Annotated in this window: 14 protein-coding genes and 2 pseudogenes; 8 read left to right on the top strand and 8 right to left on the bottom strand. The window is 70.8% G+C overall.

The features are described 5' to 3' along the window. Positions 1–89: 89 nt before the first annotated feature. Positions 90–1,304, bottom strand: a complete 1,215-nt coding sequence (locus ACIRR8_RS08215) for a pyridoxal phosphate-dependent aminotransferase (protein ID WP_404060485.1) — start codon at positions 1,302–1,304, stop codon at positions 90–92. Positions 1,305–1,694: 390 nt separating this feature from the next. Beyond that, positions 1,695–2,507: an arylamine N-acetyltransferase gene (locus ACIRR8_RS08210; protein WP_404060482.1), complete on the bottom strand. Its 813-nt coding sequence runs from the start codon at positions 2,505–2,507 to the stop codon at positions 1,695–1,697. A gap of 158 nt (positions 2,508–2,665) precedes the next feature. Between ACIRR8_RS08210 and ACIRR8_RS08205 the strand changes: the two genes are divergently transcribed. Together ACIRR8_RS08205 and ACIRR8_RS08200 are read left to right on the top strand one after the other, a co-directional pair. Then, complete coding sequence (locus tag ACIRR8_RS08205) at positions 2,666–2,995, top strand: hypothetical protein (protein ID WP_404060480.1); 330 nt, start codon at positions 2,666–2,668, stop codon at positions 2,993–2,995. 425 nt (positions 2,996–3,420) lie between these two features. Further along, positions 3,421–4,278, top strand: a complete 858-nt coding sequence (locus ACIRR8_RS08200; protein ID WP_404060477.1) for a serine protease — start codon at positions 3,421–3,423, stop codon at positions 4,276–4,278. Between the two features lie 59 nt (positions 4,279–4,337). Here the strand turns inward: ACIRR8_RS08200 and ACIRR8_RS08195 are convergent. Next, positions 4,338–4,448: pseudogene (locus tag ACIRR8_RS08195) on the bottom strand (TetR/AcrR family transcriptional regulator); the annotation flags it as partial. Here ACIRR8_RS08195 and ACIRR8_RS08190 point away from each other — a divergent pair. Then, positions 4,449–4,887, top strand: a pseudogene (locus ACIRR8_RS08190) (siderophore-interacting protein); the annotation flags it as partial. It lies immediately after the preceding pseudogene. Between the two features lie 62 nt (positions 4,888–4,949). Here ACIRR8_RS08190 and ACIRR8_RS08185 read toward each other — a convergent pair. Continuing rightward, positions 4,950–6,575, bottom strand: a complete 1,626-nt coding sequence (locus tag ACIRR8_RS08185) for an amidohydrolase family protein (RefSeq protein WP_404060475.1) — start codon at positions 6,573–6,575, stop codon at positions 4,950–4,952. Positions 6,576–6,607: 32 nt separating this feature from the next. Continuing rightward, on the bottom strand, positions 6,608–7,960 hold the full coding sequence (locus ACIRR8_RS08180; RefSeq protein ID WP_404060472.1) for an alanine racemase: 1,353 nt from the start codon (positions 7,958–7,960) through the stop codon (positions 6,608–6,610). 91 nt (positions 7,961–8,051) lie between these two features. Between ACIRR8_RS08180 and ACIRR8_RS08175 the strand changes: the two genes are divergently transcribed. The 4 genes from ACIRR8_RS08175 (at position 8,052) to ACIRR8_RS08160 (ending at position 12,022) form a co-directional block, all read left to right on the top strand. Continuing rightward, the gene (locus ACIRR8_RS08175; protein ID WP_404060469.1) at positions 8,052–9,191 is read left to right on the top strand and encodes a sugar kinase; all 1,140 of its coding nucleotides are present in this window, start codon (positions 8,052–8,054) and stop codon (positions 9,189–9,191) included. Then, on the top strand, positions 9,188–9,952 hold the full coding sequence (locus ACIRR8_RS08170) for an IclR family transcriptional regulator (RefSeq protein ID WP_018490108.1): 765 nt from the start codon (positions 9,188–9,190) through the stop codon (positions 9,950–9,952). The genes ACIRR8_RS08175 and ACIRR8_RS08170 overlap by 4 nt, the downstream gene beginning before the upstream one ends. Positions 9,953–9,958: 6 nt before the next feature. Then, the gene (locus ACIRR8_RS08165; protein ID WP_326703798.1) at positions 9,959–10,369 is read left to right on the top strand and encodes a RidA family protein; all 411 of its coding nucleotides are present in this window, start codon (positions 9,959–9,961) and stop codon (positions 10,367–10,369) included. A gap of 177 nt (positions 10,370–10,546) precedes the next feature. Further along, complete coding sequence (locus tag ACIRR8_RS08160) at positions 10,547–12,022, top strand: GntP family permease (RefSeq protein ID WP_404060465.1); 1,476 nt, start codon at positions 10,547–10,549, stop codon at positions 12,020–12,022. 55 nt (positions 12,023–12,077) lie between these two features. On the opposite strand, the gene ACIRR8_RS08155 is transcribed toward ACIRR8_RS08160, so the two are convergent. The 3 genes from ACIRR8_RS08155 to ACIRR8_RS08145 are packed head-to-tail and all read right to left on the bottom strand — an operon-like array spanning position 12,078 to position 12,689. Then, a complete protein-coding gene (locus ACIRR8_RS08155) occupies positions 12,078–12,290 on the bottom strand; it encodes a type II toxin-antitoxin system VapC family toxin (protein ID WP_404060462.1) in 213 nt (70 codons plus the stop codon). Further along, positions 12,259–12,447, bottom strand: a complete 189-nt coding sequence (locus ACIRR8_RS08150) for a type II toxin-antitoxin system VapC family toxin (RefSeq protein ID WP_404060460.1) — start codon at positions 12,445–12,447, stop codon at positions 12,259–12,261. Before ACIRR8_RS08150 ends, ACIRR8_RS08155 begins: the two co-directional genes overlap by 32 nt. Continuing rightward, on the bottom strand, positions 12,447–12,689 hold the full coding sequence (locus ACIRR8_RS08145; protein WP_404060457.1) for a type II toxin-antitoxin system Phd/YefM family antitoxin: 243 nt from the start codon (positions 12,687–12,689) through the stop codon (positions 12,447–12,449). The genes ACIRR8_RS08150 and ACIRR8_RS08145 overlap by 1 nt, the downstream gene beginning before the upstream one ends. A gap of 171 nt (positions 12,690–12,860) precedes the next feature. Between ACIRR8_RS08145 and ACIRR8_RS08140 the strand changes: the two genes are divergently transcribed. After that, positions 12,861–14,162, top strand: a complete 1,302-nt coding sequence (locus ACIRR8_RS08140; protein ID WP_404060455.1) for an Nramp family divalent metal transporter — start codon at positions 12,861–12,863, stop codon at positions 14,160–14,162. The last annotated feature ends 14 nt before the right edge of the window (positions 14,163–14,176 follow it).

Raw genomic sequence — 14,176 nt, 5'->3', positions numbered from 1 at the left:
TCCCGGTGATGCTGGGTATCCATCCTACATTGGATCGAGTCTAAGTTTGTGCCCGATCCGGTCATTGATGCTAGGGGAGGAGGGCGGGCCTACGGCTGGCCGTAGCCGTCCAGGAACGAGCCGATCCGGGTCACCGCGTCCCGCAGCTCCTCCGTCGCCGGCAGCGTCACGATGCGGAAGTGGTCGGGCTCCGGCCAGTTGAACCCCGTCCCCTGCACGACCATGATCTTCTCGGCCCGCAGCAGGTCCAGGACCATCTGCCGGTCGTCCTTGATCTTGTAGACCTTGGGGTCGAGCCGGGGGAAGAGGTACAGCGCCCCCTTCGGCTTCACGCAGGTCACGCCCGGGATCGAGGTCAGCAGGTCGTACGCCGTGTCCCGCTGCTCCAGGATCCGGCCGCCCGGCAGCACCAGGTCCTCGATCGACTGCCGGCCGCCGAGCGCGGTGGCCACCGCGTGCTGGGAGGGCATGTTGGCGCAGAGCCGCATGTTGGCCAGGATCGTCAGCCCCTCGATGTACGAGGTGGCGTGCGCCTTCGGGCCGCAGACCGCCAGCCAGCCGGAGCGGTAACCGGCCACCCGGTAGTTCTTCGAGAGCCCGTTGAACGTCAGTACCATCAGGTCCGGGGCCAGCGCCGCCGTCGGGGTGTGGGTGGCGCCGTCGTACAGGATCCGGTCGTAGATCTCGTCGGAGCAGACGATGAGGTTGTGGCGGCGGGCGATCTCGGTGAGACCGCGCAGCATCTCGTCGTCGTACACCGCGCCGGTCGGATTGTTCGGGTTGATGATCACCAGGGCCTTGGTGCGGTCGGTGATCTTCCGCTCGATGTCCGCCAGGTCCGGCATCCAGTCGGCCTGCTCGTCGCACCGGTAGTGCACGGCCGTCCCGCCGGCCAGCGAGACGGACGCTGTCCACAGGGGATAGTCCGGAGCCGGTACGAGGACCTCGTCGCCGTCGTCGAGCAGCGCCTGCATGGACATCTGGATCAGCTCGGAGACGCCGTTGCCCAGGTAGATGTCCTCGACGTCGAGGTCGTGGATCCCCTTGGTCTGGTAGTGCTGCACCACCGCGCGCCGTGCCGGAAGCAGGCCCTTCGCGTCGCCGTAGCCGTGCGCGCCCGAAAGGTTCCGCAGGATGTCCTCAAGGATCTCCGGCGGGCACTCGAACCCGAACGCGGCCGGGTTGCCCGTGTTGAGCTTGAGGATGCGGTGACCGGCCGCTTCGAGCCGCATCGCCTCCTCCAGCACGGGGCCCCGGATCTCGTAGCAGACGTTGGCGAGCTTGGTGGACTGGATGACCTGCATGTCCGCGAGCTTACGGCCGCGTTTCGCGCGGTGCGCGGAGATTGCGCCGTCCTCGCGACCTCCGCACCGGCCCGCCGCCACGCTCCGGCTTCCATCGGCAAGGCCGCCCCGGCCCCGGACCGTGGGATCGTCCGGTCGGGGCGGGGGTGCGGCTTGGAAAGGCCGGAAACGGGCGTGGGCGGTCAGGGCGGGTGAGATGCGCCACGCGAGGGTTCATCCGGCCACCGCGTTCGTACGTGAGGCCGCCGGGGGCGGTCTGGCGTACGAACGTGAGGCCGCCGGATGAGCGGTATGGCGTTCGTACGGGAGCTGCCGGGGGAGCGGGTATGGCGTTCGTACGGGAGCCGCCGGGGGAGCGGTATGGCGTTCGTACGGGAGCCGCCGGTGCGGTCACTCCGGCAGTCGGACGCCTTCCGGGAGCCGGATGCCGAAGTCGTCCGCCAGGACCCGCAGCGCCTCGTCGCCGTCCGTCAGCCGCCGCTCCTTGACCGTGCCGCCGTCGGCCGTCTCCACCAGGTCCAGCCCGGCCAGCAGCAGGTGCGAGCCGGTCAGGGTGCGCTGCGCGTACACCGCCTGCCGGAACGGCGAGCGCGGGTGCGTCGCGATGTGCCAGTTGATCACCTCGTAGTCCGGTGCCTCGAACGGCTCCAGGGTGAACGCGTACTGCGGCTCCCACCCGCCGCCCTTCTCCGCCCGCAGCTCCCACATCGGCAGGGGGCCGTCGTGCGCGACGTGGACCAGCCGGTGGTGGCGCGGTGTGTCGGACAGCTCGGCGTCCTCCACCAGCTCGATCGGCTCCAGCAGCGCGCCGGTGGTCCCGAAACCGACGTCCGCCAGATACGGGTGCGGCTCACCCTCCACGTCCACCCGCATCAGCATGTGCGTACGGGGCCGGATGTCACCCGGCGCCGCACCCAGCATCACGCGCGCCGTCAGCAGCGTCACGGAGAAGCCGATCTGCCGCAGCACGGCGGAGAAGAGGGTGTTGTGCTCGTAGCAGTACCCGCCGCGCTCGCCGCGCACGAGTTTCGCCTCCAGATCGTCGAGCGCCAGCGACGGGGCGGAGCCGAGGACGGCGTCCAGGTTCTCGAACGGGATGCCGGACAGGTGGGCGCGGTGCAGGGACCGCAGCACCTCCAGCGTGGGGCGGAGGTTCCCGGTCCAGCCGATACGGGCGACGTACGCGTCGAGGTCGAGTGTCATACGCCGACCGTACGCAGCCGGGGCGCGGGCGCGCCTCCGGCTGCGGACCGACGTGTGCGGCCGGAGGGCTTCGGTCCCTGGACCGAGACCCTCCGCGGGGCTGCTCAGATCTTGCTCAACTCCGGTGAGAGCCGGGCCGGCCCGGGTAGCGGAGGACCGTGAGTCTGTTCCGCAAGCCCCAGCCCCTCGCCGTACTCGTCGTCCGCGACGCCCCTGATGTCGTCGCCGGTCTTCGGCGCGCGCTGGAGAGCGCCACGGACGCCGAGCGCCCCGGACTGGAGCGCGCCCTCGCCCTGGCCGAGGACTCCGCCGCACGCCCGGACGCGGAGCTGCGCGGCCGGTGGGTGCGCCAGCGGCTCGCCGCCGCCGGGCACGAGGGGCCGGCGGACTCCGTGGAGGCCATCAAGATCCTGCGCCAGGCCGAGCCCGGACTGTCGCTGCTCCAGGCGGTGACGTACGCGAAGGAGGCCGCGGCGACGGAGGCCTGACCCGGGCGAGGCGGGCGGAGGCCTGACCCGGGTGGGGCGGAGGCCTGACCCGAGCGGGTCGCCCGGTCGGCATCGCCGTCCCGGACCGTCACATACCGTCCGTCGAACCCGCCGACGCGATCAGCAGCGCCGTGTCGCCGCCCTGTTCCCGGGCCGTACGGCGCGGCGTCGCGTCCCCCGACGCGTGGTGTCGGACATGGGGCCGGGCCGCTCGACCGGACCGGCGGAAATCAAGTACGCACATACGAGTGGGTGTTACCCGTTGACCGCCGACCGGGTCGGGGCGCGGAGGCGATCCCGGCGTCCCGGACGGAGAGTCGTGGCCGGAAACAACCCCTTGTGATGGCCGGACATCTGGGCCACCATGCCCATGCCAACAACCGGAAGATCTCCGGCCCTTGGCGCCACTGGAGGGGACCCCCCACATGAACAAGCCTCTCATCGGTGCGTTTCTTGCTGCCCTGCTCCTGGGGGCGGGCGTCGCGCCCGCCGTCGCGGCCGACTCCGCACAGGCGCGAGAATCCGCCACCGAGACGGCTCCCGCCGTGAAGGCCGTGACCTTCGCCGGGACCGTCGCACTCAGCAACTGTTCGGGCTCCGTCGTCCGTTCACCCGACTCTGCGCCCACCGACCCCGCACTCGTGCTCTCCAACGGGCACTGCCTGGAGACCGGCTTCCCGGGCCCCGGTGAGGTGCTCGTCGACCGGCCGTCCACGCGGACGTTCACGCTGCTCGACGCCTCGGGCAACGGGCTCGGCACGCTGAAGGCGAGCAAGATCGCGTACGGCACGATGACCGACACCGACCTCTCGCTCTACGAACTCACCTCCACCTACGAGCAGATAGAGAGCAGTTACGGCATCGAGGCGCTGGAGCTGGAGACCGCGCACCCGGTCGCGGGCACCGCCATCACCGTCGCCTCCGGCTACTGGAAGCGCACCTACAGCTGCGACATCGACGGCTTCGTCCACCAGCTCAAGGAGGGGCGGTGGACCTGGAAGGACTCGGTCCGCTACACCCCGGAGTGCCGGACCGTCGGCGGTACGTCGGGTTCGCCGGTGATCGACGACGCCACCGGCAAGGTGGTCGCCGTCAACAACACCGGTAACGAGAGCGGCCAGGAGTGCACGGACAACAACCCGTGCGAGGTCGACGAGAACGGCAAGGTGACCGTCCGCGAGGGCATCAACTACGCCCAGCAGACGTACAACATGGTCCCGTGCATCGGCACCGGCAACAAGATCGACCTGGACCGCGAGGGCTGCGGGCTGCCCAAGCCGTAGTCGCCCCGCCGCATAGGCGCATAGGCGCATAGGCGCATAGGCGCGTCGGCCGGACCCGGTCAGGTCCGGCCGACGCGTGCCGCCTCGATCCCGTCCAGCAGCACCCCGAGACCCACCCGGAACGTCTCGCGCGCCTCCCGCTCCGGATACGGCACCGGCTCTGCGCCCTCCGCCCGCTGCCCGCCGCTCGGCGGATGCTCCTCGCCGGGGACGAGACCGCGCTCCCGGCCATCGCCACGGTGCTGGAGGCGCTGCCCGCCGGGACCGGGGCCCGTCGTGTACGCCGAGGTCGCCTACGCGGCGGAGGAACGGGAACCGCCGGCCGCGGCGGGAGGCGCCGAGGTCCGCTGGGTGCACCGCGACCGGGGCGGCTCGCTGGTGCACGCCGTACGGGACGCCGGAGCGGACCTCGACGGGGTGGACGCGGCCTGGGTGGCGGGCGAGGCGTCCGCCGTGCGGGCGCTCCGCCGCCACCTGGTCGTGGACCGCGAACTTTCCAAGGCGGCCGTCGAGTTCAGCGGCTACTGGCGACGCGCGCTCGCCCAGGACGACGCCCTCACCGAGGAGCACCTCGCCTGGGCGGCCGAGCGCGCGGCGGATGCCTCGTAGTGCCTCGCGCGGCGGACGGTTCGTAGGACCTGGATCGCGGCGGGCGGTTCGCCCGTGAGCTCTCAGGCGGCTGTCGCCCCGGCTCCCCGGACCGACCGTCCCGCCAGCACCGACGTGCGCCGGCCCTCCTCGATGACGAACCGCCCGTCGATCAGGACGTGCGGAATGCCCACCGGCAACGTGCGCGGCTCCGCGAACGTGGAGCCCGCCGCCACCGTCTCCGGGTCGAAGAGCACCAGGTCCGCGCGGTAGCCCTCGCGCACCAGACCCCGGTCCGCCAGCCGCAGCCGGGCGGCCGGGCGCGAGGTCAGGTGGGCCACGCACTCCTCCAGCGAGAGGATGCCCAACTCCCTTGCGTACCGGCCGAGATACTGCGGGAACGTGCCGTACGCCCTCGGGTGCGGCTTGTCGCCCTGGAGGATGCCGTCACTGCCGCCCGTGTGCACCGGGTGGCGCATGATCTGCTGGACGTTCTCCTCGTGACCCACGTGCTGGAGGATCGTCGTCCCGAGCCGGTCCTCGGTGAGCAGCCGCCGCGCGGTCACCCACGGCTCCTCGTCGCGCAGCTTCGCCGACTCCGCCACCGTACGGCCGACGTACTCGGCCAGGTGCGGCACGCTGACGCCGGAGATCTCGATGGTGTCCCACTCGATCGGCACCCCGTGGCACCCGTCCGAGCCGAGCACCTCCAGGTGGTGCCGTATCTTCTCGGCGCTCGAAGGGTCCGCGAGCCGGGTGAGAATCGACTCCGGACCACCTTCGCCCGCCCAACTCGGCAGCATCGCCACGAGCGTCGTACAGCCGGGCGTGTACGGGTAGGTGTCGAGCGAGATGTCGGCCCCGGCGGCCAGCGCGTCGTCCAGCAGGGCCAGGAGGTCGGGCGCCCTGCCCTTGTTCACGCCGAAGTTCATGGTGGCGTGGGCGAGATGGAGCGCGCAGCCGGCGGTGCGGGTCAGCCGCACCATCTCCTCGTACGCTTCGAGCGCACCGGCTCCGTAACTGCGGTGGTGCGGGCAGTAGTAGCCGCCGTGGCGGGCCACCACCCGGCAGAGTTCGGTGAGTTCGGCATCGTCCGCGTACATCCCGGGCGTGTAGGTCAGCCCGGACGACATGCCGACCGCGCCCTCCCGCATGCCCTGGTCCACCATCTCCTTCATCCGGGCCAGTTCGGCGTCGGTGGCCGGGCGGTCGTCCCAGCCGACGGCGTACATCCGGACCGTGCCCTGCGGGATCAGGTAGGCCGCGTTGACGGCGATGCCCTGGCCGCCGAAGTTGCGGTCTAGGCGGTCCAGATAGCCGCCGACCGTGCGCCAGTCGAAGTCGATGTCGGAGCCGTCGCCGTTCCAGCCGGTGATCGAGCGGCGGACCTCGGCGAGCGTACGGTCGTCGGCCGGGGCGTACGACAGGCCGTCCTGGCCGAGCACTTCGAGCGTGACGCCCTGCGCCGCCTTCGCGCTGTGGTCCGGGTCCCGCAGCAGCGCCAGATCGCTGTGGGCGTGCATGTCGATGAAGCCGGGGGCCAGCGCGAGGCCGTCGGCGTCGACCGTGCGGGTGGCGGTGGGGCGGGGGCCGGGGGAGCCCTCGCGGTGGATCTCGGCGATCCGGCCGCCGTCGACCGCCACATCGGCGCGGTAGGACGGCTCGCCGGTGCCGTCGACGACGAGCGCGTCGCGCAGGACCAGGTCCATGGATGGCCTTTCGGAGCGGGGGAGTTGGCGGCTCAGAAGAACGTGCGGATGTAGTCCGTGACCGTGCCGTCCGACTCGACCAGCGGGATGAGCTGCCACTTGTCGAAGCTGGTGCACGGGTGCGAGAGGCCCATGCCGACCCAGTCGCCCACCTCCAGTTCGGCGCCCGCCTCCGTACGGATCCAGGTGTGCTGGTCGGAGAGGCCGGTGACCGTGATCCCGGTGGCGGGGCGGACCGAGCCGTCCCGGCCGGAGCGGACCACCTGTGCCTCGGGCAGGTCCAGGTCGTACGCCGCGTCCCGCTTGCCCGCGTTCAGGAACGCCTGCTCGCCGGTCGGTCGCGAGACGACCTGAGCCCAGAGGCGGAACGCGGGCTCCAACGCGCCTTCTTCCGGCACCCGGTTGAACGGGGTGAGGTGCTTGTAGTGGCCGTCGTCGTGCGACACGTACGCGCCGGAGCGGAGCAACTTCAGTACGGGGGAGATGAGTTCGGGGATCTCGGCGAAGACGTCCGCCACCGCGTCGAACCAGGCGCTGCCGCCCGCGCTGATCACGATCTCCTCGGCGCCGGTGAACCGCTTCTCGGCGTCGAAGGTGGCCGCGAGCGCGACGAGGCGCCGCAACCACTCCCGTACGCGCTCCGGATCGGCGTCCGGCACCTCGCCCTCGTACCCGGCGACGCCCACCAGCCGCAGCGACCCGGCCACCGCCACCGCGTCGGCCACCGCCACGCAGTCGGCCTCCGTACGGGCGCCGGTGCGCGCGCCCTCGCCCGCGCCGAGCTCCACCACCACGTCGACGGGACGGGTGGCGCCCGCCGCGCTCAGAGCCTCCTCCATCAGCTCGACCCCGCGCACGGAGTCGACGTAACAGATGAAGCGGAACTCCGGGTCGGCGCTCATCTCGCCGGCCAGCCAGCGCAGCGCGACCGGGTCGACGAGCTCGTTGGCGAGGAAGATCCGGCCGATCCCGTACGTACGGTAGACGCGGGCCTGGTGCGGCACGGCGGCCGTGATGCCCCAGGCGCCGCGCTTCAGCTGGTCCGCGAAGAGCTGCGGGGACATGGAGGTCTTGCCGTGCGGGGCGAAGGCGAGGCCGTGGCGTTCGGCGTACGTCTCCAGCAGCGCGAGGTTGTGCTCGACCGACTCGGCGGAGAGGGCGAGGACGGGCGTGGTGAAGCCGCCGGTGAAGAGGTTGCGGCGCTCGGCGGCGAGCGTTCCGACGGTCAGGCCTTCGGCGTCGGGCGGGAGCGCCTTGAAGCGGTGGTCGACGCGTTCCTCGGCGAGGCCGGCCGTGAGGGAGGCGGGTGAGGTGGTGGGGGCGGTGGGACGTTCGGCTGCCAAGGGGAGCTCCTCGAAGTCTGTTGCAACATATGCAACACCCATTGCGTATATCGCTCAACGCTGTCTAACATCCGAGCCGATGCCCGGTCAATGGTGACCACCGGCCCGCACGCCGATCAGCGAGGAGCCTTCAGTGTCCGGACCCGCAGCAGGGACGGCCCGCGCCGACACGACCACCGAGGTCGTCTGTCTCGGCGAGTCCATGGTGACGTTCCTGCCCTCGCAGCCCGGCCGCCTCGCCGACGTACCGTCCTTCGGGCGCGGGATCGGGGGCGCCGAGTCCAACGTGGCCTGCGCGCTCGCCGCCGCCGGGCATCGGGCGGCCTGGGTCGGGCGGGTCGGGGCGGACGGATTCGGCGACCACCTCGTCGAGACGATCGGGGCGTACGGGGTCGACACGTCGGCGGTCCGCCGCGATCCGGTCCGGCCCACCGGCATCTACTTCCGTACGGCGACGGATCGCGGGGAGGGTGCGCACGAGGTGGCCTACTACCGGGCCGGGTCGGCGGCTTCCGCGATGTCGCCGGCGAATGTGCCGTACGAGGAGGTCTTCGCGGGCCGCGTCCTGCACCTCTCCGGGATCACGGCGGCGCTGTCCGGTGACTGCCTGGCGCTGCTGCGGGAGCTGACGGCCGCGCGGCCGGGGCGCCCGCTGGTGTCGTTCGACGTGAACCACCGGCCGCATCTGTGGCGCGGCGGGGGCGATGCGTCGGTGCTGCTGGAGCTGGCTCGGCGGTGTGACCTGGTGTTCGTCGGGGAGGACGAGGCGGAGGAGGCGTGGGGGATCGTCGGCGCGGAGGCGATCCGGGCGGCGCTGCCGGAGCCGTCGGTGGTGGTCGTGAAGCGGGGGAGTGCGGGCGCGACGGTGTTCGCCTCGGGGCTCCGCCCCGGGCCCCGCTCCTCGGACGGCGGAGGGGCTGAGACTGCCCAGGCCTCGCGCTCCACGGAAGCCACCGAGGCCGGGGGCCCCGACACCGTCACCCACGTCCCCGCCCTCCGCGTCGATGTCGTCGCCGCCGTCGGTGCGGGCGACGCGTTCGCCGCCGGGTTCCTCTCCGCGACCCTGCGCGACCTCCCCGTACGGGACCGGGTCCGGCACGGGCACCTCATGGCCGCCGCCGCCCTCACCGTCCCCGGTGACCTCACCGAACCGCCCGCCCGGCACCACGCCGACCGCCTCGTCGCCCTCGACGACGAGGCCTGGGGGAGACTTCGTCTCGGCCCCGGCTGGACCGCAGCCGACCCGGCCGCCGAGGAGGTACGCACGCCATGAGCCAGACCGTCGACCGGGCACTCAGCATCCTGCCGCTGCTCGCCCAGGGCCCCGCCGACCTCGGCCAGGTCGCCGAGCGGCTCGGCGTCCACAAGTCCACGGCGCTGCGCCTGCTGCGTACGCTGCACGAGCACGGGCTCGTCTACCGCCAGCAGGACCAGCGCTACCGCCTCGGCGCCCGGCTCTTCGCGCTCGCGCAGGAGGCCGTCGAGAACCTCGACGTACGCGAGATCGCCCACCCGCACCTGGTCGAGCTGAACGACCGCTGCGGGCACACCGTGCACCTCGCGGTCTACGAGGAGCAGGAAGTCCTCTACATCGACAAGGTCGAGAGCCGCTACCCGGTCAGGATGTACTCGCGGATCGGCAAGCCCGTGGCGATCACCGTGGCCGCCGTGGCCAAGCTGCTGCTGGCCGACCTCACCGAGCCCGAGCGGCGCGCGATCGCCGAAAAGCTTGACTACCCCATGTACACGTCCCGTTCGACGCCGAACGCGGCCGCCTTCCTCAAGGAGCTGGCCGTCGTGCGCGAACAGGGCTGGGCCACCGACCTCGGTGGCCACGAGGAGTCCATCAACTGCATCGGCGCCCCCATCCGGGGCGCGGACGGGCGGGTCGTCGCGGCCATGTCGGTGTCCGCACCGAACGTGGTCGTCACGGCCGAGGAACTCCTCACCCTTCTCCCGCTGGTCCGGCGCACCGCCGAGACCATCAGCCGGGAGTACTCAGGATCCGGCACCAACCGACCCAAGAAAGTCTGATCAGCCATGACCGAGAAGACCGCCCTCACCCCCTCCACCCACACCACGCCGCCGGCGAAGTTCTCGCACGGGGTGCGGAAGGGGAACATCCTCCAGGTCGCCGGCCAGGTCGGCTTCCTCCCGGCCGTCGAGGGCCAGGCCCCGACGCCCGCCGGCCCGACGCTGCGCGAGCAGACCCTCCAGACCTTCGCCAACGTCAAGGCGATCCTGGAGGAGGGCGGCGCGAGCTGGGACGACGTGATGATGATGCGCGTCTACCTCACGGACGTGGACCACTTCGCGGAGATGAACGAGATCTACAACGCGTACTTCGCCGAGCAGAACCTGAAGGAGGCCCCCTCGGCGCGTACGACGGTCTACGTCGGCCTGCCGAAGGGCCTGCTGATCGAGATCGACGCGCTCGCGGTGCTCGGCTGACGCTTCCGGCCCAGCTGACGGTTCCGTCTCAGCTGACGGTCCGGACGTCTCGCCACCTCATCGCCTTGTACCACCCGCAGCAACTCTCCAACTCGCCGTACGGCACGGCGCCCCGTCCCCCGGGGGCGCCGTGCCGCGCTCCGCCCTGCCCTCCCTCCAGCACCACCGGAGTTCCCCATGCCGCTCGCCGCCACCCCACCGCCGGTCGAGACACCACCGCACACCGGTGGCCTGCTCCTCCTGATCGACGGCACCGCCGGTCTGCTGACCGTCGCCGCCCTCGGTATCGCGCTCCTCCTCTTCCTGATCATCAAGGTCAGACTCCAGCCGTTCGTCGCCCTGCTGGCCGTCTCCATAGCCGTCGGCCTCGGCGCCGGGCTCTCGGTCACCGAACTCTTCGGCACCGTGCAGAAATCCGCCGCCGTCTCGGTCATCGAGTCCGGCATGGGCGGCATCCTCGGCCATGTCGCGATCATCATCGGACTCGGGACGATGCTCGGCGCGATCCTCGAAGTCTCGGGCGGGGCCGAGGTGTTGAGCGCCCGCCTGCTGAACGCCTTCGGTGAGAAGCGCGCTCCGCTCGCCATGGGGATGACGGGCCTCGTCTTCGGCATCCCGGTCTTCTTCGACGTCGGCATCTTCGTCCTCGCGCCCATCGTGTACGCCGCCGCCAAGCGCTCAGGAAAATCGATTCTGCTCTATGCGATGCCGCTGCTGGCGGGGCTGTCGATGACCCATGCGTTCCTGCCCCCGCACCCGGGTCCGGTGGCCGCCGCCGGACTCTTCAACGTGTCGCTGGGCTGGGTCATCCTGATGGGCGCGGTCGTCGGCATCCCGTCGGTCCTCGCCGCCTGGGCGTACGCCTCCTGGATCGGCAAGCGGATCTTCGTCGACGTACCGCAGGACATGGTGGATGCGGCCGCCGAGGCCAAGGAGGCCGTCGCCGCCGAGCAGCGGGCGGCGGGCGTCACCCCGCACGAGAAGCCGGTCCCGCTCCTCACGGTCCTCGCGATCATCGGCACGCCGCTGATCCTGATCCTCGCCGCGACGTTCTCCTCCATCGCGCTGAACCCTTCGACTCTCCGCTCGGTCGTGGAGTTCTTCGGCAACCCGTTCGTGGCCCTGACGATCGCGCTGTTCCTCGCGTACTACCTGCTCGGCATCCGCCGCGGCTGGTCCCGCAAGTCCCTGGAGTCCGTCTCCACGTCCTCGCTCAAGCCGGTCGGCAACATCCTGCTGGTGGTCGGCGCGGGCGGTATCTTCGGCGCGGTCCTCAAGGGCAGCGGCATCGCGGACGCGCTGGCCGACACGTTCAACAACGTCGGCCTGCCGGTCATCCTGCTCGCCTGGCTGATCTCGGTGGTCCTCCGCGTGGCCCAGGGCTCGGCCACCGTCGCGATCGTCACCACGGCCGGAATCGTGGTCCCGCTGGTCGAGGGCCAGGACCTGTCCCAGGCGCACCTGGCACTGATCATCATGGCGATCTCGGCGGGTTCGATCTTCGCCTCGCACGTGAACGACGGCGGATTCTGGATGGTGTCGAAGTACTTCGGCATCTCGGAACGCGACACGCTGAAGTCCTGGACGGTCCTGGAGACGGTGCTGTCGGTGGCGGGCTTCGCGGTCGCGGCGCTGCTGAGTCTGGTGATCTAGGAGCCGTCAGTCCCTGGGGCCCTGGGGGCCGGCGGGTTCCCGAAGGGCTTGCCTTTCAGACGGCCATGACAGCGACGTCGTACCGCGGGATCCACTGGTCGCGGGTCACGATGGTCATCCCCTCGACCTGCGCCTGGGCGATCAGTATCCGGTCGAAGGGGTCGCGGTGCAGGGCAGGCAGTCTGTCCGCCCGCACCCCGTGTCCCGCGGTGATCGGCAGCGAGGTGAACTGGCTGTCACGTACGCGCTCCGCCAGGTCGTCGGCCATCCAGCTTCCCCAGGGACTGCTTGATGGCGATCTCCCACGCGGAGACCGCGCTGAGGTGGACGGAGGGTTCCGTGTCGAGGAGATCCTTCACCTGGTCGGAGAGCTCGTCGGAGTCCCCGAGCACCAGAGGATCACGGGTGTCGAGCAGGAGGCGCATCAGCGCATCCCGAAGGCGTCGGCGATGTCGTCGGGCAGCTCGTCGAAGTCGTCCGCGATGTGGATACGGCCCGCCAGTGACCCGCGTCCGGTCCTCCTGACCTTCGGACGCAGAGGTACCACCTTGGCGACCGGCTCACCCGCCTTGCTGATCACGACCTCCTCGCCGGTGGCGACCTGCTCCAGAATCCGGGAGAGGTGCGTCTTGGCCTCATGCACGTTGTACTGCCGGGCTGTTTCCACGGATGCCTCACCAGAGGAGAAGGGGTGGACCAAGAGGTGGACCAACTAAGGCTGCCTCAGGCTGGCTGAAGCTACCAAGGGCTACCTCCGGCTGCCCACGGCGCCGGCCCCACCACCCAATCCCCGCACGCCCCCTTGTGCCGCCCCGCCGATTGCGCTTCCTTGATCGGCATGTCCGAGACAAGCGCAACCACAGAGACAGGGGAGCCGGCCTCCCGACCGCGTAAGTCCAGCTGGAAGTACATCGGGCCCGGGATCGTGGTCGCGGCGACCGGGGTCGGGGCCGGGGATCTGGTCGCGACGCTCATCGCGGGCAGCAAGTTCGGCTACACACTGATGTGGGCGGCGGTGATCGGCTGTGTCGTCAAGATCTCGCTCGCCGAGGCCGCCGGCCGCTGGCATCTGGCGACCGGGCGCACGCTCTTCGACGGCTGGCGCAGTATCGGCGCGTGGACGACCGTCTACTTCGCGATCTACGTCGTCGTCTGGGGCTTCATCTACGGCGCCACCGCCATGTCCTCCAGCGCCCTGCCCATCGTCGCGCTCTTCCCGGACGGGCCGGGGCTGAAGTTCTGGGCGATCGTCACCGGGCTGATCGGGCTGGCCTTCGTCTGGTTCAACCGGTACGCCGTCTTCGAGAAGGTCATGACGGTCCTGATCGGGATCATGTTCGTGGTGGTCGTATACGTGGCAGTCCGGGTCGTGCCGGACGTCGGGGCCTCGTTCGCCGGGCTCGTCCCCGTACTGCCGGACGGTTCGCTGCTCTACACCCTCGGGCTGATCGGCGGCGTCGGCGGCACGATCACGATGGCCGCCTACGGTTACTGGGTCAACGCCAAGGGGTGGAGCAACTCCTCCTGGATGAAGGTGATGCGGCTCGACAACCGGGTCGCCTACGTCACCACCGGCATCTTCGTCGTCGCCATGCTCATCGTCGGTGCCGAGCTGCTGCACGCCTCGCAGATCGCCCTGACCTCCGGCGACCGCGGGCTGATCGACCTGGGCAAGGTACTGGAGGACCGGTTCGGCGCGGGCACCGCGAAGCTCTTCCTGGTCGGCTTCTTCGCCACCTCGTTCTCGTCGCTGATCGGGGTCTGGCACGGGGTGAGCCTGATGTTCGCCGACTTCGTGGAGCGGTTCCGGGCCCCCGTGGACCCGGGCGAGGAGCATGCCGGTCCCGCCGTCGTCGCCCGCCAGCAGCGGTCGCTGCCGTTCCGCGCCTACCTGCTCTGGCTGACCTTCCCGCCGATGACCCTGCTCTGGCTGGACGAGCCCTTCGGCCTGGTCATCGCCTACGGCGTGCTCGGCGCGTTCTTCATGCCCTTCCTCGCCCTGACCCTGCTCTGGCTGCTCAACTCCTCCCGTACGCCCAGCCAATGGCGCAACGGCTGGGTCAGCAACGGCATGCTGGCCCTCGCCGGGCTGCTGTTCATCGTGCTGTGTGTGCAGCAGGTGCGCGAACTTCCCTGGTGAGGGACAGGACTTAC

Source organism: Streptomyces sp. NPDC101178, assembly GCF_044767965.1.
GTDB lineage: Bacteria > Actinomycetota > Actinomycetes > Streptomycetales > Streptomycetaceae > Streptomyces.
The sequence above is the reverse complement of the archived record's forward strand: the minus strand, read 5'-3'. Positions and strand labels throughout refer to the sequence as shown.

Coding starts and splice junctions, on each gene's coding strand:
- ACIRR8_RS08215 (WP_404060485.1), bottom strand. CDS start 1,304: ATGCAGGTCATCCAGTCCACCAAGCTCGCCAACGTCTGCTACGAGATC.
- ACIRR8_RS08210 (WP_404060482.1), bottom strand. CDS start 2,507: ATGACACTCGACCTCGACGCGTACGTCGCCCGTATCGGCTGGACCGGG.
- ACIRR8_RS08200 (WP_404060477.1), top strand. CDS start 3,421: ATGAACAAGCCTCTCATCGGTGCGTTTCTTGCTGCCCTGCTCCTGGGG.
- ACIRR8_RS08185 (WP_404060475.1), bottom strand. CDS start 6,575: ATGGACCTGGTCCTGCGCGACGCGCTCGTCGTCGACGGCACCGGCGAG.
- ACIRR8_RS08180 (WP_404060472.1), bottom strand. CDS start 7,960: ATGGGTGTTGCATATGTTGCAACAGACTTCGAGGAGCTCCCCTTGGCA.
- ACIRR8_RS08170 (WP_018490108.1), top strand. CDS start 9,188: ATGAGCCAGACCGTCGACCGGGCACTCAGCATCCTGCCGCTGCTCGCC.
- ACIRR8_RS08165 (WP_326703798.1), top strand. CDS start 9,959: ATGACCGAGAAGACCGCCCTCACCCCCTCCACCCACACCACGCCGCCG.
- ACIRR8_RS08160 (WP_404060465.1), top strand. CDS start 10,547: ATGCCGCTCGCCGCCACCCCACCGCCGGTCGAGACACCACCGCACACC.
- ACIRR8_RS08155 (WP_404060462.1), bottom strand. CDS start 12,290: ATGGCCGACGACCTGGCGGAGCGCGTACGTGACAGCCAGTTCACCTCG.
- ACIRR8_RS08150 (WP_404060460.1), bottom strand. CDS start 12,447: ATGCGCCTCCTGCTCGACACCCGTGATCCTCTGGTGCTCGGGGACTCC.
- ACIRR8_RS08140 (WP_404060455.1), top strand. CDS start 12,861: ATGTCCGAGACAAGCGCAACCACAGAGACAGGGGAGCCGGCCTCCCGA.